The sequence below is a fragment of the Alphaproteobacteria bacterium US3C007 genome (assembly GCA_034423775.1).
GTDB classification, from domain to species: domain Bacteria; phylum Pseudomonadota; class Alphaproteobacteria; order Rhodobacterales; family Rhodobacteraceae; genus Thalassovivens; species Thalassovivens spotae.
Window position 1 is genome coordinate 1,777,472 of record CP139918.1, and the last position, 19,507, is coordinate 1,796,978.

The following is a 19,507-nucleotide window of genomic DNA, read 5'->3' on the forward strand; positions in this document are numbered from 1 at the left end:
GGTGAAACTTTTCGAAGCACCCTATTTTGGGCGGGCTGAATCGCGCTCATAAGGCGGCTTCGCGCAACACGCGTGGAACTTTGAAATTTACGTTTTCTTGCGCGGTTTCCACATGCTCAATCGTCACCTTATAGCGCGCGCGAAATGCTTCGATGATTTCATTGACCAAAACCTCAGGTGCAGATGCCCCCGCCGTAAGCCCCACCGATTGAATGCCCTCCAAAGCACGCCAGTCAATCTCGGTGTCGCGCTGAACGAGCTGTGTGTAAGAACAGCCAGCCTTTGACGCCACTTCCACCAAACGTTTTGAATTGGAAGAATTGGGAGCTCCGACCACCAGTAATGCATCCACCAAAGGCGCGATTTCTTTGACCGCAATTTGCCGATTGGTTGTTGCATAGCAAATATCTTCTTTATGCGGCCCTACAATATTCGGGAAGCGCCGTTTAAGGGCAGCCACAATATCCGCGGTATCATCAATCGACAGCGTTGTTTGCGTCACAAACGCCAATTTTTCAGGATCGCGTATGTTTAGCTTTGCCACATCTTCGGAGGTTTCCACCAAAAGAACATCTCCCGTCGGCAATTGGCCCATCGTACCCACTGTTTCGGGATGTCCTTCATGGCCGATCATTACCATCTGTAGCCCTGCCGCGTGATGACGCTCGGCCTCAATATGCACTTTACTCACCAAAGGGCAGGTGGCATCGACATAGATCATTTCACGCTTTGCAGCCTCTGCTGGCACTGCCTTTGGCACGCCATGGGCGGAAAAAATAACCGGTCGATCATCCGGGCACTCATCTAATTCTTCTACAAAAATGGCGCCTTTTTCGCGCAATCCATCGACCACAAATTTATTGTGCACGATTTCGTGGCGCACATAGACTGGTGCCCCCCATTTTCCCAAAGCAAGCTCAACAATTTGAATTGCCCGATCCACGCCGGCACAAAACCCGCGCGGTGCCGCAAGATATAAAGTTAGATCCTTTAACGGCATTATCGTTACACCCCTTTTCCAGAGAAAATTTTTTATTGTTAGGCATAGATTAATTAAGCCAAGGCGCAGGGTAAATATTTAATTTCATTGGCTAGGTCGATGGCCGAAGATTTTGCATGTTTTTTCAACTGTGATATACGGGCTGATATTATTTTTAAAAGAATTTTTTGACTTTGAGTATTTAAAATGGCGCACGCCCTAGAAATTGATGTGAAGATAGAAGAATTAACCCAGGCAAGGCGGTTTGAAATTATTCGAATATCCGCTTGGGTCACCTTGGTGTTATCGATCATGTGGGCTGCAATGGGCTTTTTTTTGCAGCAATTAAGTTTTTTTATTCCCGCGGCAATCACGATACTTGCATCGCTCATTGCCGTTGTTTTTTTGAACACGCGCTTTCATCTCTTGGTGCGTTTGCTCTGGGTGGGGTGTACTTGGGTTGCGGTCACGATTGGGATTTTACTCGTGAGTAAGAACAGTTGCGCTGCCATTCTCTACACAGGCTTTGCCGGTGGGGCATTCTTAGTTTTTTCGGTAAAGAAAGAACGCGCTTATATAATATTTTTTGTTCTGATCAGCATAATGGCTTGGATCACCCGCTGGGGGCTGGAAGATGATCTTCTGGGCATAATGGTCGTGTCTGACCCTTTGGCCCTGCGCTATGTGGACCTATTGGCGGTGTTGTCCGTTTTTATTATTTTGATTATTCAATATTCTGCGGTCGGAACGATTAGTAAATCCTACAGCCGATATCTTTATCAGGCTAATAAGAAGGCTTCCGCCGCGAATATTGCCAAAACGAGGTTTCTTGCAAATATGAGCCATGAAATCCGCACCCCAATGAATGGGATCATGGGCGTCTTAGAGTTGTTTGAAGCGAAACAACTTGATCATGAGCAAGCGCGGTTGATCAAAGTTATGCGTGATAGCTCTGCGGTGTTATTGCGGCTAGTTGATGAAATTCTAGACAGTTCAAAAGTTGAGGCGGGCCGGGTTGCGTTACATCCTGAACCAACGGCTCTTTTAGAGCTCTTTGAAAATATTGTTGAAGGAATACTGCCCTTTGCGCAATCTCGAAACGTTGAGTTTTCATTGAGTTTTGATCCTCAATTGCCCCAGAGAATTGACGTTGATCCTGGCCGCTTACGGCAAATTATCCTGAATTTACTCACCAATGCGGTCAAATTTTCCACAGCGAGCGTACCGGGCAAGACCGGGGCGGTTTCGTTATGTTTAACCCGGGATGAAAAGGATCGCTTACTAATTGCTGTATCGGATAATGGCATTGGGATTGATGTGAAAAATCATCAAGATATTTTTGAGCCGTTTCTGCAACTGGAAAGCGGCGCAGGGTTGGATTTTGGCGGAACCGGGTTGGGGCTGTCTGTCGTCTATCAGCTGGTCAGTAAAATGAGCGGTACGATAAGAGTTGATAGCATAAAGGGCAGTGGAGCGAAGTTTGAAATTTTGTTGCCGATGGTGAATCCGGAAGGGTCAGTGAATATTCCGTGCTTGAAGTCTGAACAGGTGCTTTGTTTGCACCAACCGGGGAAACCGCCAAGGGCATTCGAGCGCTATGTGCGGGCAACAGGCGCCATTTGGCACAGTTTTGACCAGCCGGGCGCGTTGCTCGAATTTCTTAAAACTAGCGCGTCACAGGCTTTTATTGTGATTGCAAATTCTGGATTGGGGGATTTGCAAAAAGATCAGTTGTTTCGTGATATATCTATGCATGATCCAGATCTGCCTGTGGTAACGTTTGCCTCCCGCGCACATCCTGATTTTAAAAAGATATTTTCAGGGCGTCGCGTTCTTGCACGGCGTCCCATGTTGCCCTCAGAGGTTTGGCGCGCCTTATCTGAGATACATGCGGCGCAGCCGTCTCGCACCCAGGCAGGGTTACAGAGCATCAAACCTATCGGCCCAATTCAGGGGCCCGCACAAGCACATATTTTATTGATCGATCAAAATGAGGTGAGCAGACTGATTTTGAAACATCAGCTTGAAAAATTGGGCTGCGTGGTTGCCGAAGCCTCACGTTTTCAAGATGCTTTGCTGGTATTGCGCGATAAAACCTTTGATCTGATCCTCATTGACGCTGTGCTTATCGAGGCGAGTAGCCAGAGTGTGATCACTGAGATACGCGCGCTTCAATCGGCGGGTCACGGACCTCAAACAGCGTTGATTGCTGTAGGCCGCAGCGCGTCAGCCACTGCGACGGTCTTGCACGGGGTTGACGCGCAGCTGACAAAACCTGTGTCGACGTTGGAATTGGCGCAGATGGTGGACCGCTGGCGCGGCCCGATTGATCCAAATGCCCAGAGATAAGCGTTATTCGGGCGTATAAATTTCGTCTGTGCCATCGTCTTCGCGCACAGGCCGACCCACCACATCCCTGAGACCTTCCAGCTCGATAAAGTTATCCGCCTGGCGGCGAAGTTCATCGGCAATCATTGGAGGTTGGCTGCGAACCGTCGACACAACGGATACTCGTACCCCTTGGCGCTGCAGGCTTTCAACCAAGGGCCGAAAATCCCCATCCCCCGAAAACAAAACGATGTGATCGACATGCGGTGCAAGTTCCATTGCATTCACGGTCAATTCGATATCCATATTGCCCTTGACCTTGCGCCTGCCTTGGCTATCGGTGAACTCTTTCGCGGCTTTTGTGATCATGGTAAAGCCGTTGTAATTCAGCCAGTCGACCAACGGACGAATTGGCGAATATTCTTCATTATCAAGCAATGCCGTGTAATAAAATGCGCGCAGCAATTTGCCACGGCGCATAAATTCTGTGCGCAATAGTTTATAATCTATGTCAAAGCCAAGCGATTTGGCTGCCGCGTATAGATTGGATCCATCAATGAACAGCGCCAGCCGTTCGTCCTTGTAAAACATTTAATTTCCTTTCAAATAAACAGCGGCTCTTATATCGGTGAGCCTTCGCATCAAAGTCGCCGTTTCGGTCGCACAATTTAATTATTTTCAACGGGCTCGCAAGTCAAATGAACACGCCAAAGGATCGGTCAAACTACCTATCCGAAATAAATAGCGCGATTGCGTTGGGAAGCAATGAAACTTGGCAAGGCCTGACCTCAGCTGAGCTATTACATGCGGCGTTAAAGTCCCTTTCGCAACTGCCACAGATCGAGGTTGTGCGGGTGAGTCGATTTTACCAGACAGCAAGCTTTCCCGCAGGCAGCGGCCCCGATTTCGTAAACGCTGCAGCCCTGATTCGTTCACGCCTACCTGCGGAGGGTCTTCTAAGTGCCCTGCATCAAGTGGAGTCTGATTTTGGGCGCCGCCGGATCAAACGTTGGGGCGCGCGCTGTTTGGATTTGGATCTGTTATTTTGCGCGGATGCCGTTGTGCCGGATATGGCTGAATTTCGACGTTGGTATCACTTAGACGCCGCGCAACAACGAAATGAAGCGCCTGGTACTTTGATTTTACCGCATCCACGCCTGCATGAGCGGGCCTTCGTTCTGGGCCCGCTGATGGAGATTGCACCAGAGTGGTGTCATCCAGTGTTGGGATTGAGCGTCGCGCAGATGTTTGAGGCATTGCCAAAGGCTTTGCGCGCGGAATTGCGCGCTCTTTGATTGGCTCTTGTAATTTGGGGCATCTGGGCGTAAGGAAGCGCTTTCTGATCAAAGTGAGGCGGAGTAGAGAATGGCCCGGGTTACCGTAGAAGATTGCGTCGATAAAGTTCCTAATCGGTTTGACCTTGTGATGCTGGCAGCTCACCGGGCGCGCGAGATCTCTTCAGGATCACCGATTACGGTCGATCGCGATAACGATAAAAACCCCGTGGTGTCTTTGCGTGAGATTGCGGATGAAACGCAATCCTCCGGCGCGTTGCAGGAACGTCTGATCGAATCAAACCAAACGCAAATCGAAGTGGATGAGCCCGAAGAAGACGCAATGGCCCTGTTGATGGGCGGTGAAGCGGATCAGCCTGCGGATGATGATATGTCAGAAGAAAAACTGCTTCGTGCATTGATGGCCGCTCAAGGCCAAGGGTAATCTGCCTTAAGGGTTTATGCGCATATGCTGTCTGCTGAAGGTCTTGCTGAACAGGTTGCTCAATACAATCCGAAATCAAATTCAAAGCTGATCATGCAAGCCTATGCGTATGGGCGGATGAAGCATGAAGGGCAATTGCGTAAATCTGGCGAGCCGTATTTTACGCATCCCGTCGCCGTGGCGGAAATTTTGGCCGGCCAACGGTTGGATGATGCCTCGATTGTGACGGCCTTATTGCATGATACTGTTGAAGATACCGGCTCAACGCTTCAGGATATTTCAGATCGCTTTACCCCAGAAGTCGCTAAATTGGTGGATGGGGTCACCAAGTTAACCAATATGCAGCTCAGTTCCACTGAAACCAAAGAAGCCGAGAATATCCGCAAGCTGTTGATGGCGATTGCGCAGGATATGCGGGTCATTTTGGTCAAGCTGGCGGACCGGCTTCACAATATGCGCACCATCCGCGCGATGCGCCCGGCAAAACAAGTTCAAAAAGCCCGTGAAACCATGGATATTTTTGCACCCCTTGCGGGCCGGATGGGCATGCAATCGATCCGCGAAGATTTGGAAGACCTATCTTTTAAGGTGTTGAATGCCAAAGGGCGCTCGTCCATCATGCGCCGTTTTATCAAATTGCAAAAAGAAACGGGCGATGTGGTTCTGCGCATTACCGGCGATATGAACCATGAATTGGACAAGGCCAATATCTCGACGCAAGTGTTCGGGCGGGCCAAAAAGCCCTATTCGATCTGGCGTAAAATGCAGGAAAAGGATTTAGCTTTTTCGCGGCTATCAGATATTTATGGGTTTCGGATCCTCACCCAGAGTGAAGCCGATTGTTATCGCGTGCTGGGAGTTATCCATCAACGCTGGCGGGCCGTGCCGGGTCGATTTAAAGATTATATTAGCCAACCAAAATCCAATGGGTATCGGTCGATACATACCACCGTTTCCGGCCGAGACGGTAAGCGCGTTGAAGTGCAAATCCGCACCCAGCAAATGCATGATGTTGCGGAAAGCGGCGTGGCGGCCCATTGGTCTTATCGGGATGGCGTGCGCAGTGAAAACCCATTCACTGTGGATCCCTTTCAATGGATTAACTCGCTGATCGCACAGTTTGATTCCGATCATGACCATTTTGATTTTCTTGAGGCCGTGAAGCTCGAGATGTATTCGGATAAAGTGTTTTGCTTTTCGCCAAAGGGCGATGTGATCAAGCTTCCGAAAGGCGCAACGCCGATCGATTTTGCTTATGCCATTCATACGCGGATTGGCAATGCTTGCGTGGGGGCGAAAGTCGACGGGCTGCGCGTGCCCCTATGGACCCGTCTGCGCAATGGCCAATCGATTGAGGTCATCACCGCGCAGGGTCAAAATCCGCAACCCACTTGGTTGCAAATGGCCGAGACTGGAAAGGCCAAAACCGCTATTCGACGCGCCCTCAGAGAGGCAGATCGTAAAAAATTCATCGTGATGGGCCAGGAATTGGCGCGCGCGGCTTTTGAGCATGTGGGCAAACGCGCCACGGATAAAGTACTTGAAACAGCAGCCAAGAAAATGGGTGTCGGCGATCTTGATGAGTTATTGGCACGCATGGGAAGCGCTGAATTTAGCGCCCGCGATGTGGTGCGCAGCGTTTATCCTAAGCTGGGTGGAAAAGAAGCTGTTGATGTTGATATGCGCCGCGCGGTGATCGGCCTATCGCCGGGGCAATCCTTCAACCGGTCGCCTTGTTGTCAGGCCTTGCCAGGTGAGCGGATTGTTGGGATTGCGGCGCATGGGCATGGGGTTGCAGTGCATTCAATTGATTGCCAAATGTTGGTGGATTACGAAGATTTGCCGGAATTATGGCTGGACTTGCATTGGCATTCCGGGCAGCACGCGGCTGTTTATCCGGTGACACTGCAGATGACGCTGGGCAATGATGCGGGCGTTTTGGGGCGCGTCTGTACATTGATTGGGGAACAGAGGGCAAATATTTCGGATCTTGAGTTTATCGATCGAAACCCTGATTTTTATCGCCTGAATATTGATGTGGATCTGCGCGATATCGAACAGCTTCATGCGGTCAGCACGGTTTTGCAGGCAGAAGGTGAAGTGGCCTCAGTTCGTCGTTTACGCGCTGCGCATCGCGGCGTAAACGAAAGCTAAGAAGAATCAGAGGTGCCCTGTGGTATTTAAACGACGTGACCGGCGAGCGGTGATAAACATCATGCGCGACTTGCTTTGGCCCAAAGGTGGCTGGTCGCGGGCGTTTCAATACGTGAAACATCGGGTCCGGCGCTTGCCCGATACGCCCGAGCGCATTGCGCGCGGCATTTGGGTTGGCGTTTTTACAACATTCACTCCGTTTTACGGTTTGCATTTTGTTGCCGCCATTCTTCTGGCGCGCGTGTTTAATGGCAACGCTCTGGCTGCGTTGCTTGCGACGTTTTTCGGCAATCCGCTGACCTATATCCCGATTGGGCTTGTGTCCTTGCAGACCGGTCATTTTATCTTGGGTCATAGAACGGAAAATGTGGAAAGCACCCGCTCATTTGGGGGTAAGTTTTTAGATGCCTGGCGCGATCTAAGAGATAATTTATTAGCAGGCTATTCTGGGGAAGAGGTTGATTGGACCAATCTCATGACCTTTTATAACGAAATTTTCTTTCCCTATATGGTGGGTGGTATTTTTCCGGGCGTTGTGACCGGGGCGGTTGGATATTATCTCAGTGTGCCGATCATTCGGGCCTATCAAAAGCGCCGAAAAGGTGCCTTGCGTGAAAAATTAATTGCGCTTCGAAAAAAAGCTTTGAAATCTGATGACGAAACGCATCGTCCGCACTAGTTTACGCTATATAGAGCGAAGGAGAGCTGCATGAAGCCTGTAGGACAGCTGCGGCTGGGTGTGAATATCGATCATGTTGCAACCGTGCGCAATGCGCGGGGCGGCGCCTATCCGGATCCGCTGAAGGCGGCGCAATTGGCGCAAGAGGCAGGGGCGGATGGTATTACGGCGCATCTTCGAGAGGATCGCCGGCATATCTCTGATGCGGATATTGATGGATTGATGGATATTCTGCGCGTGCCGCTAAATTTTGAAATGGCGGCAACCGCTGAAATGCAAGAAATTGCGCTGCGTCATAAGCCGCATGCTATTTGTTTGGTGCCCGAAAAGCGCGAGGAACGCACCACAGAAGGTGGCCTAGAGGTCGCGCGCGAAGAAAACCAACTTGCGCATTATATTGCGCCATTGCGCGAAGCCGGATGCCGTGTCTCTATTTTTATTGCCGCGGACCAGCAGCAGATCGAAGCCGCAAACCGCATCGGGGCGCAAGTGATCGAATTGCATACGGGGGCGTATTGCGATTTGCACGCAGAGGGGCGCTTTGCGGAACGCGATGCAGAGTTAGTGCGGTTGGGCGAAATGGCCAGTTTTGCCCATAGTCTTGGTTTAGAAGTGCATGCGGGTCATGGTCTGACCTATGATACTGTACAACCTGTGGCAGCCTTTCCCGAAGTGATAGAGTTAAATATCGGCCATTTCCTGATCGGTGAGGCAATTTTTCGCGGGCTTGCACCAGCAATTGAAGAAATGCGCCGCCTGATGGATGCGGCCCGTACGCCCGCATGATTTTGGGGATCGGAACAGATCTTGCGAATATTGAGCGTATCGCAGGGGTTCTTGAACGCCACGGAGACCGTTTTCGCAACCGCGTCTTTACCGATACCGAACAGGCCAAGGCAAAGCGCCGCAAAGATGAAGCAGGCACCTATGCCAAGCGGTGGGCCGCAAAAGAAGCCTGCTCAAAAGCGCTGGGCACAGGCTTGCGTATGGGCATTAGCTGGAAGGATATGGCCGTCAGCAATTTGAAAACGGGCCAACCGGTGATGGCCTTATCTGGCTGGGCGCTAGAACGGTTAAACAGCCTCACTCCCGAGGGGCATCACGCCGTGGTGCATGTGACCCTGACCGATGATCATCCTTGGGCACAAGCTTTCGTGGTCATTGAGGCCCGCCTCTTGCCTTGACACGCATGCGGCAAAGGCCCATTTAAGCCCAAATCTGGATGCAGGAGAACGTCATGGCCACTGAAGCCCAATCACCGCTGGCTTCTATCTTTGAAACGATAAAAACAATTGTTTATGCTTTGCTGCTTGCAGGGGTGTTTCGGTCTTTATTTTTTCAGCCATTTTGGATCCCATCAGGGTCGATGAAAGAAACGCTGTTGATCGGTGATTTTCTGTTTGTGAATAAAATGGCCTATGGCTATTCCTACGCATCTTGTCCCAGCCTGATCATTCCGCGTTTGGGATTGAATGTCGATGCAAAGGATCTGTGCGGGTTCACCCGAAACGACAATAAGCGCTTGTTTGGAGGCACGCCCCAACAAGGCGATGTGGTGGTGTTTCGCCATCCGGTTTCGGGGCGCGATTACATCAAACGTTTGATCGGAATGCCCGGTGATAAAGTGCAGATGAAAAACGGCCAATTGGTGATCAACGGGCAGACCGTTGCGCAAAAGCCAGATGGTATTTTTGAAGAAATTATGGAACCGCAAGGTGCGTTTGGAAACCGGCCGCGCTGCGCGAATGGGGCTGTTGGAATGGGGGGCATTTGTGAAAAGCAACGTTTTGCAGAAACGCTTCCCAATGGCGTAACCTACACCACGCTGAATATCGGGAAACAGTCATTGGATAATACGGGTATTTTCACCGTGCCAGAAGGTGAATATTTCTTCATCGGTGACAATCGGGACAATTCAACGGATAGCCGGGTACGCCAAGCAAGCAATGGCGTTGGATTCGTGAAATATGAGGATTTAATCGGGCGCGCCGATCGCATCATGTTCTCCTCGGCTGGGCGCTCAATGTTGTATTTTTGGACCTGGCGTTCAGATCGGTTTTTTAAGGCGGTTCAGTGAAAATCGCTAGTGATCTGGCGCTTTTTCAAACTCGGCTGGGCTATCGGTTTAAACAGCCGTCTGGTTTGATTGAAGCCGTCACGCATGCCTCAAAAGGCACAAGTACTCGCCGGGATTATCAGCGTTTAGAGTTTTTGGGTGATCGCGTGCTTGGGTTGGTGATCGCGCAAGCTTTGTTGGCGCAGGATCCAGAGGCGTCTGAGGGTATTTTGGCTTTGCGGTATAACGCGCTGGTGCGCAAAGAAACCTGCGCCGAAATCGCGCGCGATATTGATCTGGGAGCGGTGTTAAAACTGGGTCGATCAGAAATGATGACAGGGGGGCGTCGCAAGCAAACCTTACTGGGGGATGCGATGGAAGCCGTGATTGCGGCCGCTTATCTTGATGGTGGCATGGAGGCGGCGCAGGCGCTTGTGTTGCGCCTCTGGCACCGCAGTTTGCAAACCGTTGATGGGCAGAATACCCGCGATGCCAAAACCGCGCTGCAGGAATGGGCACAGGCCCGCGGATTGCCACCTCCAACCTATCTCACCAAGCGGCGCGACGGACCGGATCATGCGCCAGTTTTTGAAATCGAGGCCCAACTTTCCGATGGCCCGTCAGCGCGGGCCAAAGCCGGCACCAAACGCGCTGCAGAACAAGCGGCGGCGCAAGCTCTTTTAGACACAATGGAGGCGGACACATGACCCAGGCAGGCTTTATTGCGCTGATTGGCGAACCCAATGCTGGGAAATCGACGCTTTTGAACAGAATGGTTGGTGCGAAAGTATCGATTGTTACGCATAAAGTGCAAACAACACGCGCGCGTATTCGCGGGATTTGCATGGAAGGAGCCGCGCAATTGGTATTCGTGGACACGCCGGGGCTTTTCAAACCACGGCGGCGTCTTGATCGGGCGATGGTGGCGGCGGCTTGGGGCGGCGCGATGGATGCAGATATTGTTGTGCTTCTGGTGGAAGCGCATCGCGGCATCAGCTCTGGTGTTCAGAGCATTATAGACCAGCTTAAAGAGCTAGAGGGTCGCCGTGTTATTCTGGCAATCAATAAAATTGATCGGGTTAAATCAGATGCGCTTCTGGCTTTGACGCAGCAGTTGAATGCGGCTTTTGCTTTTGAGAAAACCTTCATGATTTCTGCCGAGCGCGGGCATGGTGTGCCAGATTTGCGGGCTTGGCTGGGGCAAGAGCTGCCCGAAGGCCCATGGCTCTATCCGGAAGATCAGATCGCTGATTTGCCGCTGCGGATGATTGCGGCTGAAATGACGCGTGAGAAATTGACGCTGAGATTGCATCAGGAATTGCCCTATCAGCTGACGGTTGAAACAGAAAGCTGGGAAGAGCGCCCCGATGGCAGCGCCCGCGTAGATCAGGTGATTTATGTGGTGCGTGATGGGCATAAGGGTATTTTGCTCGGCAATAAGGGCGAAACAATCAAGGCCGTATCAAAAGCGGCGCGCGAAGAACTGGAAGGCTTTTTAGAGCGTCGCGTCCATCTATTTTGCAAAGTGAAAGTGCGGCAGAAATGGCTGGAAGATGCGGCACGCTACAGTGAAATGGGCTTAGATTTTAGGGATGGAAATGGATGACGCGGCTGACCGCTGCCTTTTGGGTGCAAGCCTATCTGCGGCGTCTGGCGCTTGAAAACATCCCAGCCTATATATTGGCGCATGGGGATGATACCGCTGGCGCGGTGCTTGTCAAACTGGCAACATTAGACGGTCAGGCCCGCCTGTTTCAGCGCGGGTTCGACCTGCAAACTGGCGATCGTGTCTGGCAACAGCTTGAACAAGGCACAGAAGAACAAATTGATACAACGCTGCAACGACAATTGGGATTTGATCCGGATCTTTGGGTGATCGAACTTGAAGACCGTGCGGGCCGGCATTTTTTAGATGACTATGTGTAAAACGCAGATCGCTATGGTAAGCTTTCGCCAAGGGGCGTTGGTGAGATAGGGTAACAAAATGGAATGGCGCGATACGGGAATCGTTTTAAGCCGCCGTTTGCATGGTGAAACCTCTGTCATTGTAGATGTTCTAACGCCCAGCCAAGGGCGGCATCTGGGGGTTGTGCCGGGCGGGCGGGCGCGCAAAATGGCCGCGGTTTTGCAGCCGGGTTCGCAAGTTGATATTCATTGGCGAGCCAGGTTAGAGGCGCATTTGGGAAAGTTCACAATCGAGCCTGTACGCAGCCGCAGCGCCGCTGCGCTAAGCGATCGATTGGCTTTGGCGGGCTTGAATGCGGTTACAACACTGCTGTCGCGCTTGATGCCGGAGCGTGAAGCCATGCCAGAGCTTTATCAGCGCAGCGAGCAATTGCTAGATCTTTTAGGGCAGGGCAATGTTTGGCCGCTTGCCTATCTTCAGTGGGAAATGTTGTTATTGGACAGTCTTGGCTATGGGTTGGATCTTAGCCGCTGTGCGGCCACGGGTGCGCGCGACAATTTAATCTATGTTTCGCCAAAAACAGGGCGCGCAGTCTCTGCCGAAGGGGCTGGCGCTTGGGCGCAGCGCTTATTGCCCTTGCCGCCCGTCATGTTAGGCGCATCTGCTTTCGAGGATAAAGAGATTGTTTCGGGCTTGCGCGTGACCGAGCATTTTCTGGCGGGCCATGTATGCGCGAATTTGGGGATTGATCGCTTACCCTCGGCGCGGGGCCGTTTGATTGATTTGATCGGATTGCGGTAGAAATTTGATCTAGAAACAAGAATTTATAGCAATAGCTCTGGACAGTTTGTGCTACAGGTCCTAAAACCGCCGCACTGAAGGCTCAGGCGCTTCAGTGCCCGGGTAGCTCAGGGGTAGAGCAGTGGACTGAAAATCCTCGTGTCGGTGGTTCAAATCCGCCCCCGGGCACCACTTTTCAAAGTAATATCAACGGCTTAATTTTCCGATGTTAACGCTATGCGTGTGTTTTTCAAAAACACACCAAACACACACTTTTTTGCGTGTTTATGGGGCGTAATTCCAACTTCAACCACTGTGTCTTAACCCTAGTGAATGAACAGAGTCTTTGCTGTTTGGATTTCTCCTAATCAAAAACACACATTGGTAGACTTGTCGGTATTGTGAGCCATATAATTTGGTAAGGAGATTGGCGTGCGACACTTGCGAGATGATACTGTGTTGATCTTGGACGGTGAGGTCCGTGTGTATCGTCGCGAACGCAGTAGAAGATGGCAGGCTGCATTTAGCATTGATGGCAAAGCTATTAGGATCAGCACTGGGAAAAAAGATCTCAATGAAGCCAAAGAAATCGCGCGAGACACTTACTTAGAATATAAGTTCAGACATAAAAACGACCTCCCTGTGATTACCAAGAAATTCTCAGATGTAGCGCGGCTTGCAATTACTGACATGCGCAAACAGCTGGATGCTGGATTGGGCAAGAAAGTCTATGCAGATTACATCGTTTGCATCGAGCGATACCTCGTTCCCTACTTTGGTTCGCAGTATGTGACCTCCATTGATTATGAGAAGGTGCAAAGTTTCTATGAGTGGCGCAGAGCAAAGATGGGCAGGGAGCCCAAAGCAAGTACGCTCAACACACATAACTCTGCGATGAACCGCGTGTTTGATGAAGCTGTGGCAAGGGGCTTTCTGGCACATAAGAACGTCCCTATGCTTGTAAACAAGGGTGAGAAGAGCGAACGGCGCCCAGACTTTACGCGTGAAGAATACGCCACAATGATCCGCAAACTGCCGCATTGGATCAAACAAGGTAAGGCTGGCAAACCCACCGACATGCGATATCTCATGCGGGATTATGTGCTCATATTGGCCAACACGGGTATGCGCCACGGAACTGAAGCACTTAACCTAAACTGGAAACACATCACGCTGTTTGAGGAAAATGATCTTCAATACCTAGAAATGAGCGTGACAGGGAAAACGGGCAGGCGGGATATCATCTGCCGCAGTGGAACCATCAATTACCTCAAGCGTATTCATGAGCGTGCAGAAGACCTCAAACACATGAGCTTTGAGCAGTTGCTGAAAGAGCGCGTAGATCTGCCGGTATTTAGACTGCCCGATGGAACAGTGAGCAAGAATATACACCAGACCTTCCGTGCATTCATGAAAGAGAGCAAGCTGATTAAATGCCCACGCACAGGTCTTAACAGAACACTGTACAGCCTGCGCCATACTTACGCGACATTCGGTTTGATAAACGATGGAATGGATATTCACGCCTTAGCCATACAGATGGGCACGAGCATTGGCATGATTGAGCGCCACTACAGCCATCTTACACCACGGCTCAAGAAAGACATGCTAACGGGTAAGCGATATGAGCTTAGCCGTGATGAGTATGCTGACGTGATTGGATAAACTTGATATGATAAAGTTAATTTGTAGGTAGGTGTGATCATGAGCCAAGACCAAGAAATTAAGCGAGGCCATTCAACATATACTCGACGTGGATTAGGGATGATTTTTGGTGCTGCTTCTTTCGCTTTAGCCACAACTTCAGGAACATTAATGGCCAGAAATAGTTTGCAATCGAGCGAATTACCTCTTGAAGAAAGTCTTCAGATTGCACTTAGAGCGATTGGTTCGGATGTGGCAAACACAGCTGCTGATCATCTGGCTAAAAGTGCGATTAGCTCGGCTGCTTTGAATTTACATTTGCGGAATGCCCAAATGACAGCTTCTGATGTAAAGCTCATTGCAAACGCTTTGGATAGAACAACAGTTTCTGAGCTGGCTAGACTTGTTTCGTTTAGCTTGAGCTACAATGCCATTGGTGACGAAGGTGCTAGCACTTTAGCAGCCTCTCTTCCTGCTACTTTGACAGAACTTGGCTTGGTTGGGTGTTCGATTGGCGACCAAGGAGGCGGAGCAATCCTAGAGTGGGCAAAGTATGCTAATGGCTTGCGTATGATCTGTATTGAGGACAACAGCATGTCAGACCAAATGCGCAAGCAGTTTGGTAGTTTGAGAGGCATGTCCGTATTTGTCTGACAAGGCCATCATAGTCGTCTCAAAATGTGCTTAAGCAAAGAGTATCAGGAAAAGGCGTTAACATGAACGACACAGCTGATGCCTCGTCTAAATACCAAGACAGCCTTCCAATCTCATCAGATGTGATAATGGAACAGCTGGATAATTGGGGGATTGCGTACACACGCGCTGATCATGTGCCTCTAAGGACCGTAGAAGATTCCAAGAAGGTTCAAGGGCAATTCTTATCTTCAGAACAGGGTGGAGGTCATATTAAAAATCTCTATTTGCGAGATAATAAAAAGCGCAACGTGCTTTTAGTTGCTGAGCAGGATAGACAGATAGATCTTAAAACTCTGAATACGAAACTGGGAACAGGACGGTTGTCCTTCGGATCTGCCGAGCGCCTAATGGAAAACCTAGGTGTTCGCCCTGGGGCTGTCACACCGCTTGCCATGATTAATGGTGTTGAAACGGGAGTTCAGTTGTTCATTGATAGTGGATTAAAAAGCTGCCAGCAGATCTATGTGCACCCTTTAGTTAATGATCGTACATTGGGCATCACGTTAGAAGGCTTGCAGGCGTTCTTTGAAAAAATCAAAGTAGACCCTGTTTGGGTAGATTTAGAGTAATTCCTCCGCCTAACATAGCTGATAACAGGTCGCTGTTCGCACAAGACCAGTACGACTGTTAATCAGTCTATGCTTTTTGAGGTGCTTGACCGTTTACTTAACATACGGTGACTGTCGTTATACCTTATCAATGCGATTTTGTTTTGCATGAAGACGGTCATAATGTTTACGGAAAGCGCGTACTGCCGAAATGGGAAGGTGATCTCTCGTGGCTTGAATATACCGTTCCTGAGAGTCCTCTTTCATTGCATCGATGATCGTGAAATGTTGATTTATAATCAATGACATGTGCTCGTCGCTGCCATACTGCATGACGCGAATAGGTTGAACAATTCGAGCAAATTCTTCTACCATCTTAACAAGGTTTTTATTGCTACAGCAAGAAAATTGAACTCTATGGAAATCTTTGTTAAGATGGAAAACACTTCGAAAATCGCCGCTATGATAGGCATCTTTGTGAGCATTTGCGATCTCGGACAGTTGATCGGAGATAGTTTTAGCCACCGGTAATTTGGTTTTTTTTGCTGCTGAACTCTCTAAAATAAGACGAATTTCATATAATTCTTCTGCCTGATCGGGAGTGAAAGAGATAACTTCTACACCACGATTTGGCTCATGTATGAGCATTCTGCGCGCTTTCAGTTCCGTAAATGCGGTACGTACCGCATGGCGTTTTACCGAGTAGCGTTCGATTATGCTATCTTCAGTGAGCCGGGCGCCAGGCGAAAGAATGCCAAAGACGATATCGTCTTCGATCTGCTGAGTGAGAGTGTTTTGCATGTGTTTTCTCCTTGCGTTTATAATTTCCATAATTGGGTCTAAGGTACAATAGGATTATCGTAATGATTATTGTAAAAATTATTAATAATAATATTGACAAAATATAGTTTGTGTCGAATAAATTGACTTCAGAAACCTTTTGGGAGGAAAAAGATGAAACTACTGTCAAGCGCACTGGCGCTCTCGACCGCTCTGTTTGTCGGTTCGGCGTTCGCCTGGGAGGCTACCCCCGGGAGACCGTACGACGGTCAAACCATTCACGCGCTCATTGTGAAATCAAGTCAGTTCGAGGCGCATGAGGCACGCATGGTTGCCTTTGAAGAGGCAACTGGTATCGATGTCGTTATTGATTACGTACCGTTTCCAAACATGAAAGAAGCCCTGACCGCAGAAATGGTCGGTGGGGCAGGAGACTACGATGTCGTTTCGATCATGGATGGTTGGGTCAGCTCTCTGAAAAACTTGATCGATCCAATTGATGAAGGCATTGCGGCGCAGGGGACCGATCTGTCCGATTTCCCGGCGGCACATCTTCGTCACGGCTATATAGACGGCCAACTTCATGGTTTGCCTGTGCGCGGTCATGTCCAACTTTTGTTTTATCGTCAAGACATCCTGGACCAGGCTGGTGTGAAGCCGCCTACAACGTGGACCGAAGTTGTTGAGGCTGGCAAGGCCGTGCAGGCAGCAAGTGACCTTGCAGGTATCGCTTTGCCCTATGGTAAGCTCAACGGTCAGAACCTTCAGGTCTGGATCAATTTGCTTTGGGGCCACGGTGGTGATTTGTTCGGAAAGGATGGCGAGCCTGTCTTCAACTCAGAAGCCGGTGTGGCTGCAACACAGCAGTTCATTGATTTGCTTTTGAAACACGAAATCGTACCAACCGGGGCTGCGGCATACGTAGAGCAGGATGCTGTTAACAGCTTTAAGCAGGGTAATTCTGCTATGCTACCACTTTGGTGGTGGGTTCGTTCTCAACTGACTGATCCTGAAGAGTCTACAGTAACAGATGAACAATTGGGCGTTGTGGCTTTGCCTTCTGTCGCTGGAGCTGAACGGACAACCTTTACCAACACTTGGATATTTGGTGTCACAGAAGGGTCGCGCAATCGTGATGCAGCCATTGAGTATCTGGGCTGGCTGACTGATCCCGCAATAGAACGAGATGTGCTGTTGGACAAGAACCTCAACGAAACTGTAGCAGTGCATTTCTCAAACCTGCGTGATCCAGAAGTTAATGCACGCTGGGGAGGCATCCATCAGGCTGCTGCTGATGCTTTGGCGACAGCTCCTGGCATGGGTTTTGATGCAGATTGGCCGCGGATCTCAGAGATACTGGAGAATGCTATTTCAAGCCTGGCTTCAGGTGGATCTGACGATGTATCCGGTGTTCTTGATGCGGCTGCTGAGGAAATTTCGCGTATTCGCTAGTGTTCCTTCTTTCCCAGAGTATGGTCGGTATATTGAATTGTGTGCCGACCATACAAATAATTGAGCTGAAAGTCTGACTCTGTTATGCAAGATCGTTTCCTTTCTTATGCCTTGCTAGTTCCGGCCTTTGTGATTGTTGTGGCCACGACCATATACCCACTGGCATATTCCTTTATAACTTCATTTCGTGAGTGGGACCTAACCCGGCAGCGCACGCCAGATGATTTTGTGGGACTCCAAAATTATGCTCATGCAGTCGCTGAAACTGGATTTCAAAACTCGCTTTGGGTGACAGTCATATTCGTGGTGGCAAGTGTCGTTCTGACCCTTGTTTTAGCGATGTCACTGGCTTTGCTTCTGCGCCGTAGAGGCCCGCTGCACACATTTACGCGAATTATCCTTATATTACCCTTTGCGATGAGTCCCGCCCTTATCGGAGTCAGTTATCGGTTCATGTTTAATCCAGAATTTGGTGTTCTGGCTGTTGGTTTGGGCTCGATTTTTCCTGGTTTAAAGGGCACGCCTTGGCTTGCCGACCCAGACTTGGCCATGGCAGTTCTGGTCGTAACCGATGTCTGGCATTGGACGCCATACATGACATTCATGTGCCTTGGTGGCTTAGCTTCCATTCCGCGTGAAACCGAAGAGGCTGCAAGAATTGATGGCGCTTCCGGATTCCGCGTTATTTGGGAAATTGTGCTTCCGCAAATGAAGGGAGTTCTTCTGGTCACCGCAATCCTGAAAACTATTTTTGCCCTGAAGATGTTTGATCAGGTTGTCACGCTTACTGGCGGGGGACCAGGAACATCGACTGAGACACTAGCGTACTTTGTATTCAACGTTGGTTTCAAATGGTACGATATGGGCTACGCCTCGGCGCTGGCCTGGATTCTGACGCTCATTATGATGGTCATCTCGGCTTGGTATGTCCGCATGCTGTTGAGTGATAAGAATACGGCAACAGCATGAAAAAGCACATCTTTTGGACGATTGAACGAGCATTGCTATTACTTGTTTCCTTGATCGTCCTTTTTCCGATCTTCTGGATGTTTCTGACGTCGCTAAAACGACCCCGCGACGCATATTCGATCAGCCTGAATTTTAAACCTACTCTTGATAACTTTGCTATGGTTTTTGCCGAACCTTGGAATTTGGGCAGCATGGTACTGAACTCGGCCATTGTTGCAGGCGTCACTGTGTTGATTTCCGTGCCTTGCGCCTCTTTGGCAGCCTATAGCTTTTCTAGGTTTCGGGTAAAAGGTCGCAAGATATTGTTTTTTATGGTTCTTTCAACACAATTCATCCCGGCAGTTGTCATCGTGCTTCCGTTCTTTTTGATGTTTCGTTCTCTTGGGCTGCTCGATACGCGGATCGCTTTGATTATTGTAAATCTTGCAATTGTCACGCCTTTCGTAATTTGGATGATCAAAGGCTTTATCGATGCCATCCCGGTGGACAGCGAAGAAGCGGCGATGATCGACGGGGCCTCACGCCTTAGGGTTATTCGCGACATTGTTTTGCCGATGGCAGCGCCTGGAATCCTGACGTCATCGATTTTCTGCTTCATCTTGACCTGGAATGAGTTCCTATTCTCGTTGATCCTGACCCGTCGAGATGCGGTGACGCTTCCGGTTGGGTTGGTTAGTTTCCGAACTGAACGCGGCGACCTTTGGGAATTGATGAGTGCTGCCGGTGTCATGATCACTGTGCCAATTTTCATCATGGCGATGATCATACAGAAACACTTTACACGCGGCATGACTGCCGGTGCGATCAAATAAAGGAA

At 49.8% G+C, this 19,507-nt stretch carries 22 protein-coding genes and 1 tRNA gene; 19 read left to right on the plus strand and 4 right to left on the minus strand.

The annotated features are described in order from the left end of the window. Positions 1–46 precede the first annotated feature (46 nt). Both ispH and UM181_08565 read right to left on the minus strand, forming a co-directional pair. Positions 47–1,000: a 4-hydroxy-3-methylbut-2-enyl diphosphate reductase gene (ispH, locus tag UM181_08560; protein WQC64648.1), complete on the minus strand. Its 954-nt coding sequence runs from the start codon at positions 998–1,000 to the stop codon at positions 47–49. A 53-nt stretch (positions 1,001–1,053) separates the two neighbouring features. Next, a complete protein-coding gene (locus UM181_08565) occupies positions 1,054–1,371 on the minus strand; it encodes a hypothetical protein (GenBank protein WQC64649.1) in 318 nt (105 codons plus the stop codon). Positions 1,372–1,465: 94 nt separating this feature from the next. Between UM181_08565 and UM181_08570 the strand changes: the two genes are divergently transcribed. Beyond that, positions 1,466–3,328, plus strand: coding sequence for an ATP-binding protein (locus UM181_08570; protein WQC64650.1), 1,863 nt, complete (start codon positions 1,466–1,468; stop codon positions 3,326–3,328). A 3-nt stretch (positions 3,329–3,331) separates the two neighbouring features. Here UM181_08570 and UM181_08575 read toward each other — a convergent pair whose 3' ends face one another. Next, the gene (locus UM181_08575) at positions 3,332–3,898 is read right to left on the minus strand and encodes an NYN domain-containing protein (protein WQC64651.1); all 567 of its coding nucleotides are present in this window, start codon (positions 3,896–3,898) and stop codon (positions 3,332–3,334) included. Positions 3,899–4,005: 107 nt separating this feature from the next. On the opposite strand from UM181_08575, the gene folK reads away from it, so the two are divergent. The 15 genes from folK to UM181_08650 all read left to right on the plus strand — a co-directional run bounded on the left by folK (position 4,006) and on the right by UM181_08650 (position 15,510). Then, the gene (gene folK, locus UM181_08580; GenBank protein WQC64652.1) at positions 4,006–4,602 is read left to right on the plus strand and encodes a 2-amino-4-hydroxy-6-hydroxymethyldihydropteridine diphosphokinase; all 597 of its coding nucleotides are present in this window, start codon (positions 4,006–4,008) and stop codon (positions 4,600–4,602) included. 70 nt (positions 4,603–4,672) lie between these two features. Further along, complete coding sequence (gene rpoZ / locus UM181_08585; protein WQC64653.1) at positions 4,673–5,026, plus strand: DNA-directed RNA polymerase subunit omega; 354 nt, start codon at positions 4,673–4,675, stop codon at positions 5,024–5,026. A 24-nt stretch (positions 5,027–5,050) separates the two neighbouring features. Beyond that, entirely contained in the window at positions 5,051–7,180 is a 2,130-nt protein-coding gene (locus tag UM181_08590) for a bifunctional (p)ppGpp synthetase/guanosine-3',5'-bis(diphosphate) 3'-pyrophosphohydrolase (GenBank protein WQC64654.1), read from the plus strand. Positions 7,181–7,199: 19 nt separating this feature from the next. Next, positions 7,200–7,859 carry a DUF2062 domain-containing protein gene (locus UM181_08595; GenBank protein ID WQC64655.1) on the plus strand — a complete coding sequence of 220 codons (660 nt, stop codon included), beginning with the start codon at positions 7,200–7,202 and terminating at the stop codon, positions 7,857–7,859. Between the two features lie 30 nt (positions 7,860–7,889). Next, positions 7,890–8,645, plus strand: coding sequence for a pyridoxine 5'-phosphate synthase (locus UM181_08600; GenBank protein ID WQC64656.1), 756 nt, complete (start codon positions 7,890–7,892; stop codon positions 8,643–8,645). Continuing rightward, on the plus strand, positions 8,642–9,043 hold the full coding sequence (acpS, locus tag UM181_08605; GenBank protein ID WQC64657.1) for a holo-ACP synthase: 402 nt from the start codon (positions 8,642–8,644) through the stop codon (positions 9,041–9,043). The genes UM181_08600 and acpS overlap by 4 nt, the downstream gene beginning before the upstream one ends. A gap of 53 nt (positions 9,044–9,096) precedes the next feature. Then, positions 9,097–9,936 carry a signal peptidase I gene (lepB, locus tag UM181_08610; GenBank protein WQC64658.1) on the plus strand — a complete coding sequence of 280 codons (840 nt, stop codon included), beginning with the start codon at positions 9,097–9,099 and terminating at the stop codon, positions 9,934–9,936. Next, positions 9,933–10,622, plus strand: a complete 690-nt coding sequence (gene rnc / locus UM181_08615) for a ribonuclease III (GenBank protein WQC64659.1) — start codon at positions 9,933–9,935, stop codon at positions 10,620–10,622. The genes lepB and rnc overlap by 4 nt, the downstream gene beginning before the upstream one ends. Continuing rightward, on the plus strand, positions 10,619–11,521 hold the full coding sequence (gene era / locus UM181_08620; protein ID WQC64660.1) for a GTPase Era: 903 nt from the start codon (positions 10,619–10,621) through the stop codon (positions 11,519–11,521). Before rnc ends, era begins: the two co-directional genes overlap by 4 nt. After that, positions 11,518–11,841, plus strand: coding sequence for a DUF1491 family protein (locus UM181_08625; GenBank protein ID WQC64661.1), 324 nt, complete (start codon positions 11,518–11,520; stop codon positions 11,839–11,841). The genes era and UM181_08625 overlap by 4 nt, the downstream gene beginning before the upstream one ends. A gap of 58 nt (positions 11,842–11,899) precedes the next feature. Further along, the gene (gene recO, locus UM181_08630; protein WQC64662.1) at positions 11,900–12,622 is read left to right on the plus strand and encodes a DNA repair protein RecO; all 723 of its coding nucleotides are present in this window, start codon (positions 11,900–11,902) and stop codon (positions 12,620–12,622) included. A gap of 96 nt (positions 12,623–12,718) precedes the next feature. Beyond that, positions 12,719–12,793: transfer RNA gene (locus tag UM181_08635), tRNA-Phe, on the plus strand. A 240-nt stretch (positions 12,794–13,033) separates the two neighbouring features. Further along, positions 13,034–14,266 carry a site-specific integrase gene (locus UM181_08640; GenBank protein WQC64663.1) on the plus strand — a complete coding sequence of 411 codons (1,233 nt, stop codon included), beginning with the start codon at positions 13,034–13,036 and terminating at the stop codon, positions 14,264–14,266. Between the two features lie 39 nt (positions 14,267–14,305). Continuing rightward, positions 14,306–14,899: a hypothetical protein gene (locus UM181_08645; GenBank protein WQC64664.1), complete on the plus strand. Its 594-nt coding sequence runs from the start codon at positions 14,306–14,308 to the stop codon at positions 14,897–14,899. A gap of 62 nt (positions 14,900–14,961) precedes the next feature. Next, complete coding sequence (locus UM181_08650) at positions 14,962–15,510, plus strand: prolyl-tRNA synthetase associated domain-containing protein (protein ID WQC64665.1); 549 nt, start codon at positions 14,962–14,964, stop codon at positions 15,508–15,510. A gap of 117 nt (positions 15,511–15,627) precedes the next feature. On the opposite strand, the gene UM181_08655 is transcribed toward UM181_08650, so the two are convergent. After that, a complete protein-coding gene (locus UM181_08655) occupies positions 15,628–16,290 on the minus strand; it encodes a GntR family transcriptional regulator (GenBank protein ID WQC64666.1) in 663 nt (220 codons plus the stop codon). Positions 16,291–16,443: 153 nt separating this feature from the next. On the opposite strand from UM181_08655, the gene UM181_08660 reads away from it, so the two are divergent. The 3 genes from UM181_08660 to UM181_08670 all read left to right on the plus strand — a co-directional run bounded on the left by UM181_08660 (position 16,444) and on the right by UM181_08670 (position 19,502). Further along, a complete protein-coding gene (locus tag UM181_08660) occupies positions 16,444–17,721 on the plus strand; it encodes a sugar ABC transporter substrate-binding protein (GenBank protein WQC64667.1) in 1,278 nt (425 codons plus the stop codon). A gap of 84 nt (positions 17,722–17,805) precedes the next feature. Then, positions 17,806–18,690 (plus strand): sugar ABC transporter permease, encoded by an 885-nt coding sequence (locus tag UM181_08665; protein WQC64668.1) that lies wholly within the window; start codon positions 17,806–17,808, stop codon positions 18,688–18,690. After that, positions 18,687–19,502, plus strand: coding sequence for a carbohydrate ABC transporter permease (locus UM181_08670; GenBank protein ID WQC64669.1), 816 nt, complete (start codon positions 18,687–18,689; stop codon positions 19,500–19,502). The genes UM181_08665 and UM181_08670 overlap by 4 nt, the downstream gene beginning before the upstream one ends. Positions 19,503–19,507: the final 5 nt, after the last annotated feature.

Excerpts from the sequence above, each read along its gene's own strand:
- ispH (WQC64648.1), bottom strand. The coding sequence starts at position 1,000 with ATGCCGTTAAAGGATCTAACTTTATATCTTGCGGCACCGCGCGGGTTT.
- UM181_08565 (WQC64649.1), bottom strand. The coding sequence starts at position 1,371 with ATGAGCGATGCAAGTATCGTGATTGCCGCGGGAATAAAAAAACTTAAT.
- UM181_08575 (WQC64651.1), bottom strand. The coding sequence starts at position 3,898 with ATGTTTTACAAGGACGAACGGCTGGCGCTGTTCATTGATGGATCCAAT.
- folK (WQC64652.1), top strand. The coding sequence starts at position 4,006 with ATGAACACGCCAAAGGATCGGTCAAACTACCTATCCGAAATAAATAGC.
- rpoZ (WQC64653.1), top strand. The coding sequence starts at position 4,673 with ATGGCCCGGGTTACCGTAGAAGATTGCGTCGATAAAGTTCCTAATCGG.
- UM181_08590 (WQC64654.1), top strand. The coding sequence starts at position 5,051 with ATGCTGTCTGCTGAAGGTCTTGCTGAACAGGTTGCTCAATACAATCCG.
- UM181_08600 (WQC64656.1), top strand. The coding sequence starts at position 7,890 with ATGAAGCCTGTAGGACAGCTGCGGCTGGGTGTGAATATCGATCATGTT.
- acpS (WQC64657.1), top strand. The coding sequence starts at position 8,642 with ATGATTTTGGGGATCGGAACAGATCTTGCGAATATTGAGCGTATCGCA.
- lepB (WQC64658.1), top strand. The coding sequence starts at position 9,097 with ATGGCCACTGAAGCCCAATCACCGCTGGCTTCTATCTTTGAAACGATA.
- era (WQC64660.1), top strand. The coding sequence starts at position 10,619 with ATGACCCAGGCAGGCTTTATTGCGCTGATTGGCGAACCCAATGCTGGG.
- UM181_08625 (WQC64661.1), top strand. The coding sequence starts at position 11,518 with ATGACGCGGCTGACCGCTGCCTTTTGGGTGCAAGCCTATCTGCGGCGT.
- recO (WQC64662.1), top strand. The coding sequence starts at position 11,900 with ATGGAATGGCGCGATACGGGAATCGTTTTAAGCCGCCGTTTGCATGGT.
- UM181_08645 (WQC64664.1), top strand. The coding sequence starts at position 14,306 with ATGAGCCAAGACCAAGAAATTAAGCGAGGCCATTCAACATATACTCGA.
- UM181_08650 (WQC64665.1), top strand. The coding sequence starts at position 14,962 with ATGAACGACACAGCTGATGCCTCGTCTAAATACCAAGACAGCCTTCCA.
- UM181_08655 (WQC64666.1), bottom strand. The coding sequence starts at position 16,290 with ATGCAAAACACTCTCACTCAGCAGATCGAAGACGATATCGTCTTTGGC.
- UM181_08660 (WQC64667.1), top strand. The coding sequence starts at position 16,444 with ATGAAACTACTGTCAAGCGCACTGGCGCTCTCGACCGCTCTGTTTGTC.
- UM181_08665 (WQC64668.1), top strand. The coding sequence starts at position 17,806 with ATGCAAGATCGTTTCCTTTCTTATGCCTTGCTAGTTCCGGCCTTTGTG.
- UM181_08670 (WQC64669.1), top strand. The coding sequence starts at position 18,687 with ATGAAAAAGCACATCTTTTGGACGATTGAACGAGCATTGCTATTACTT.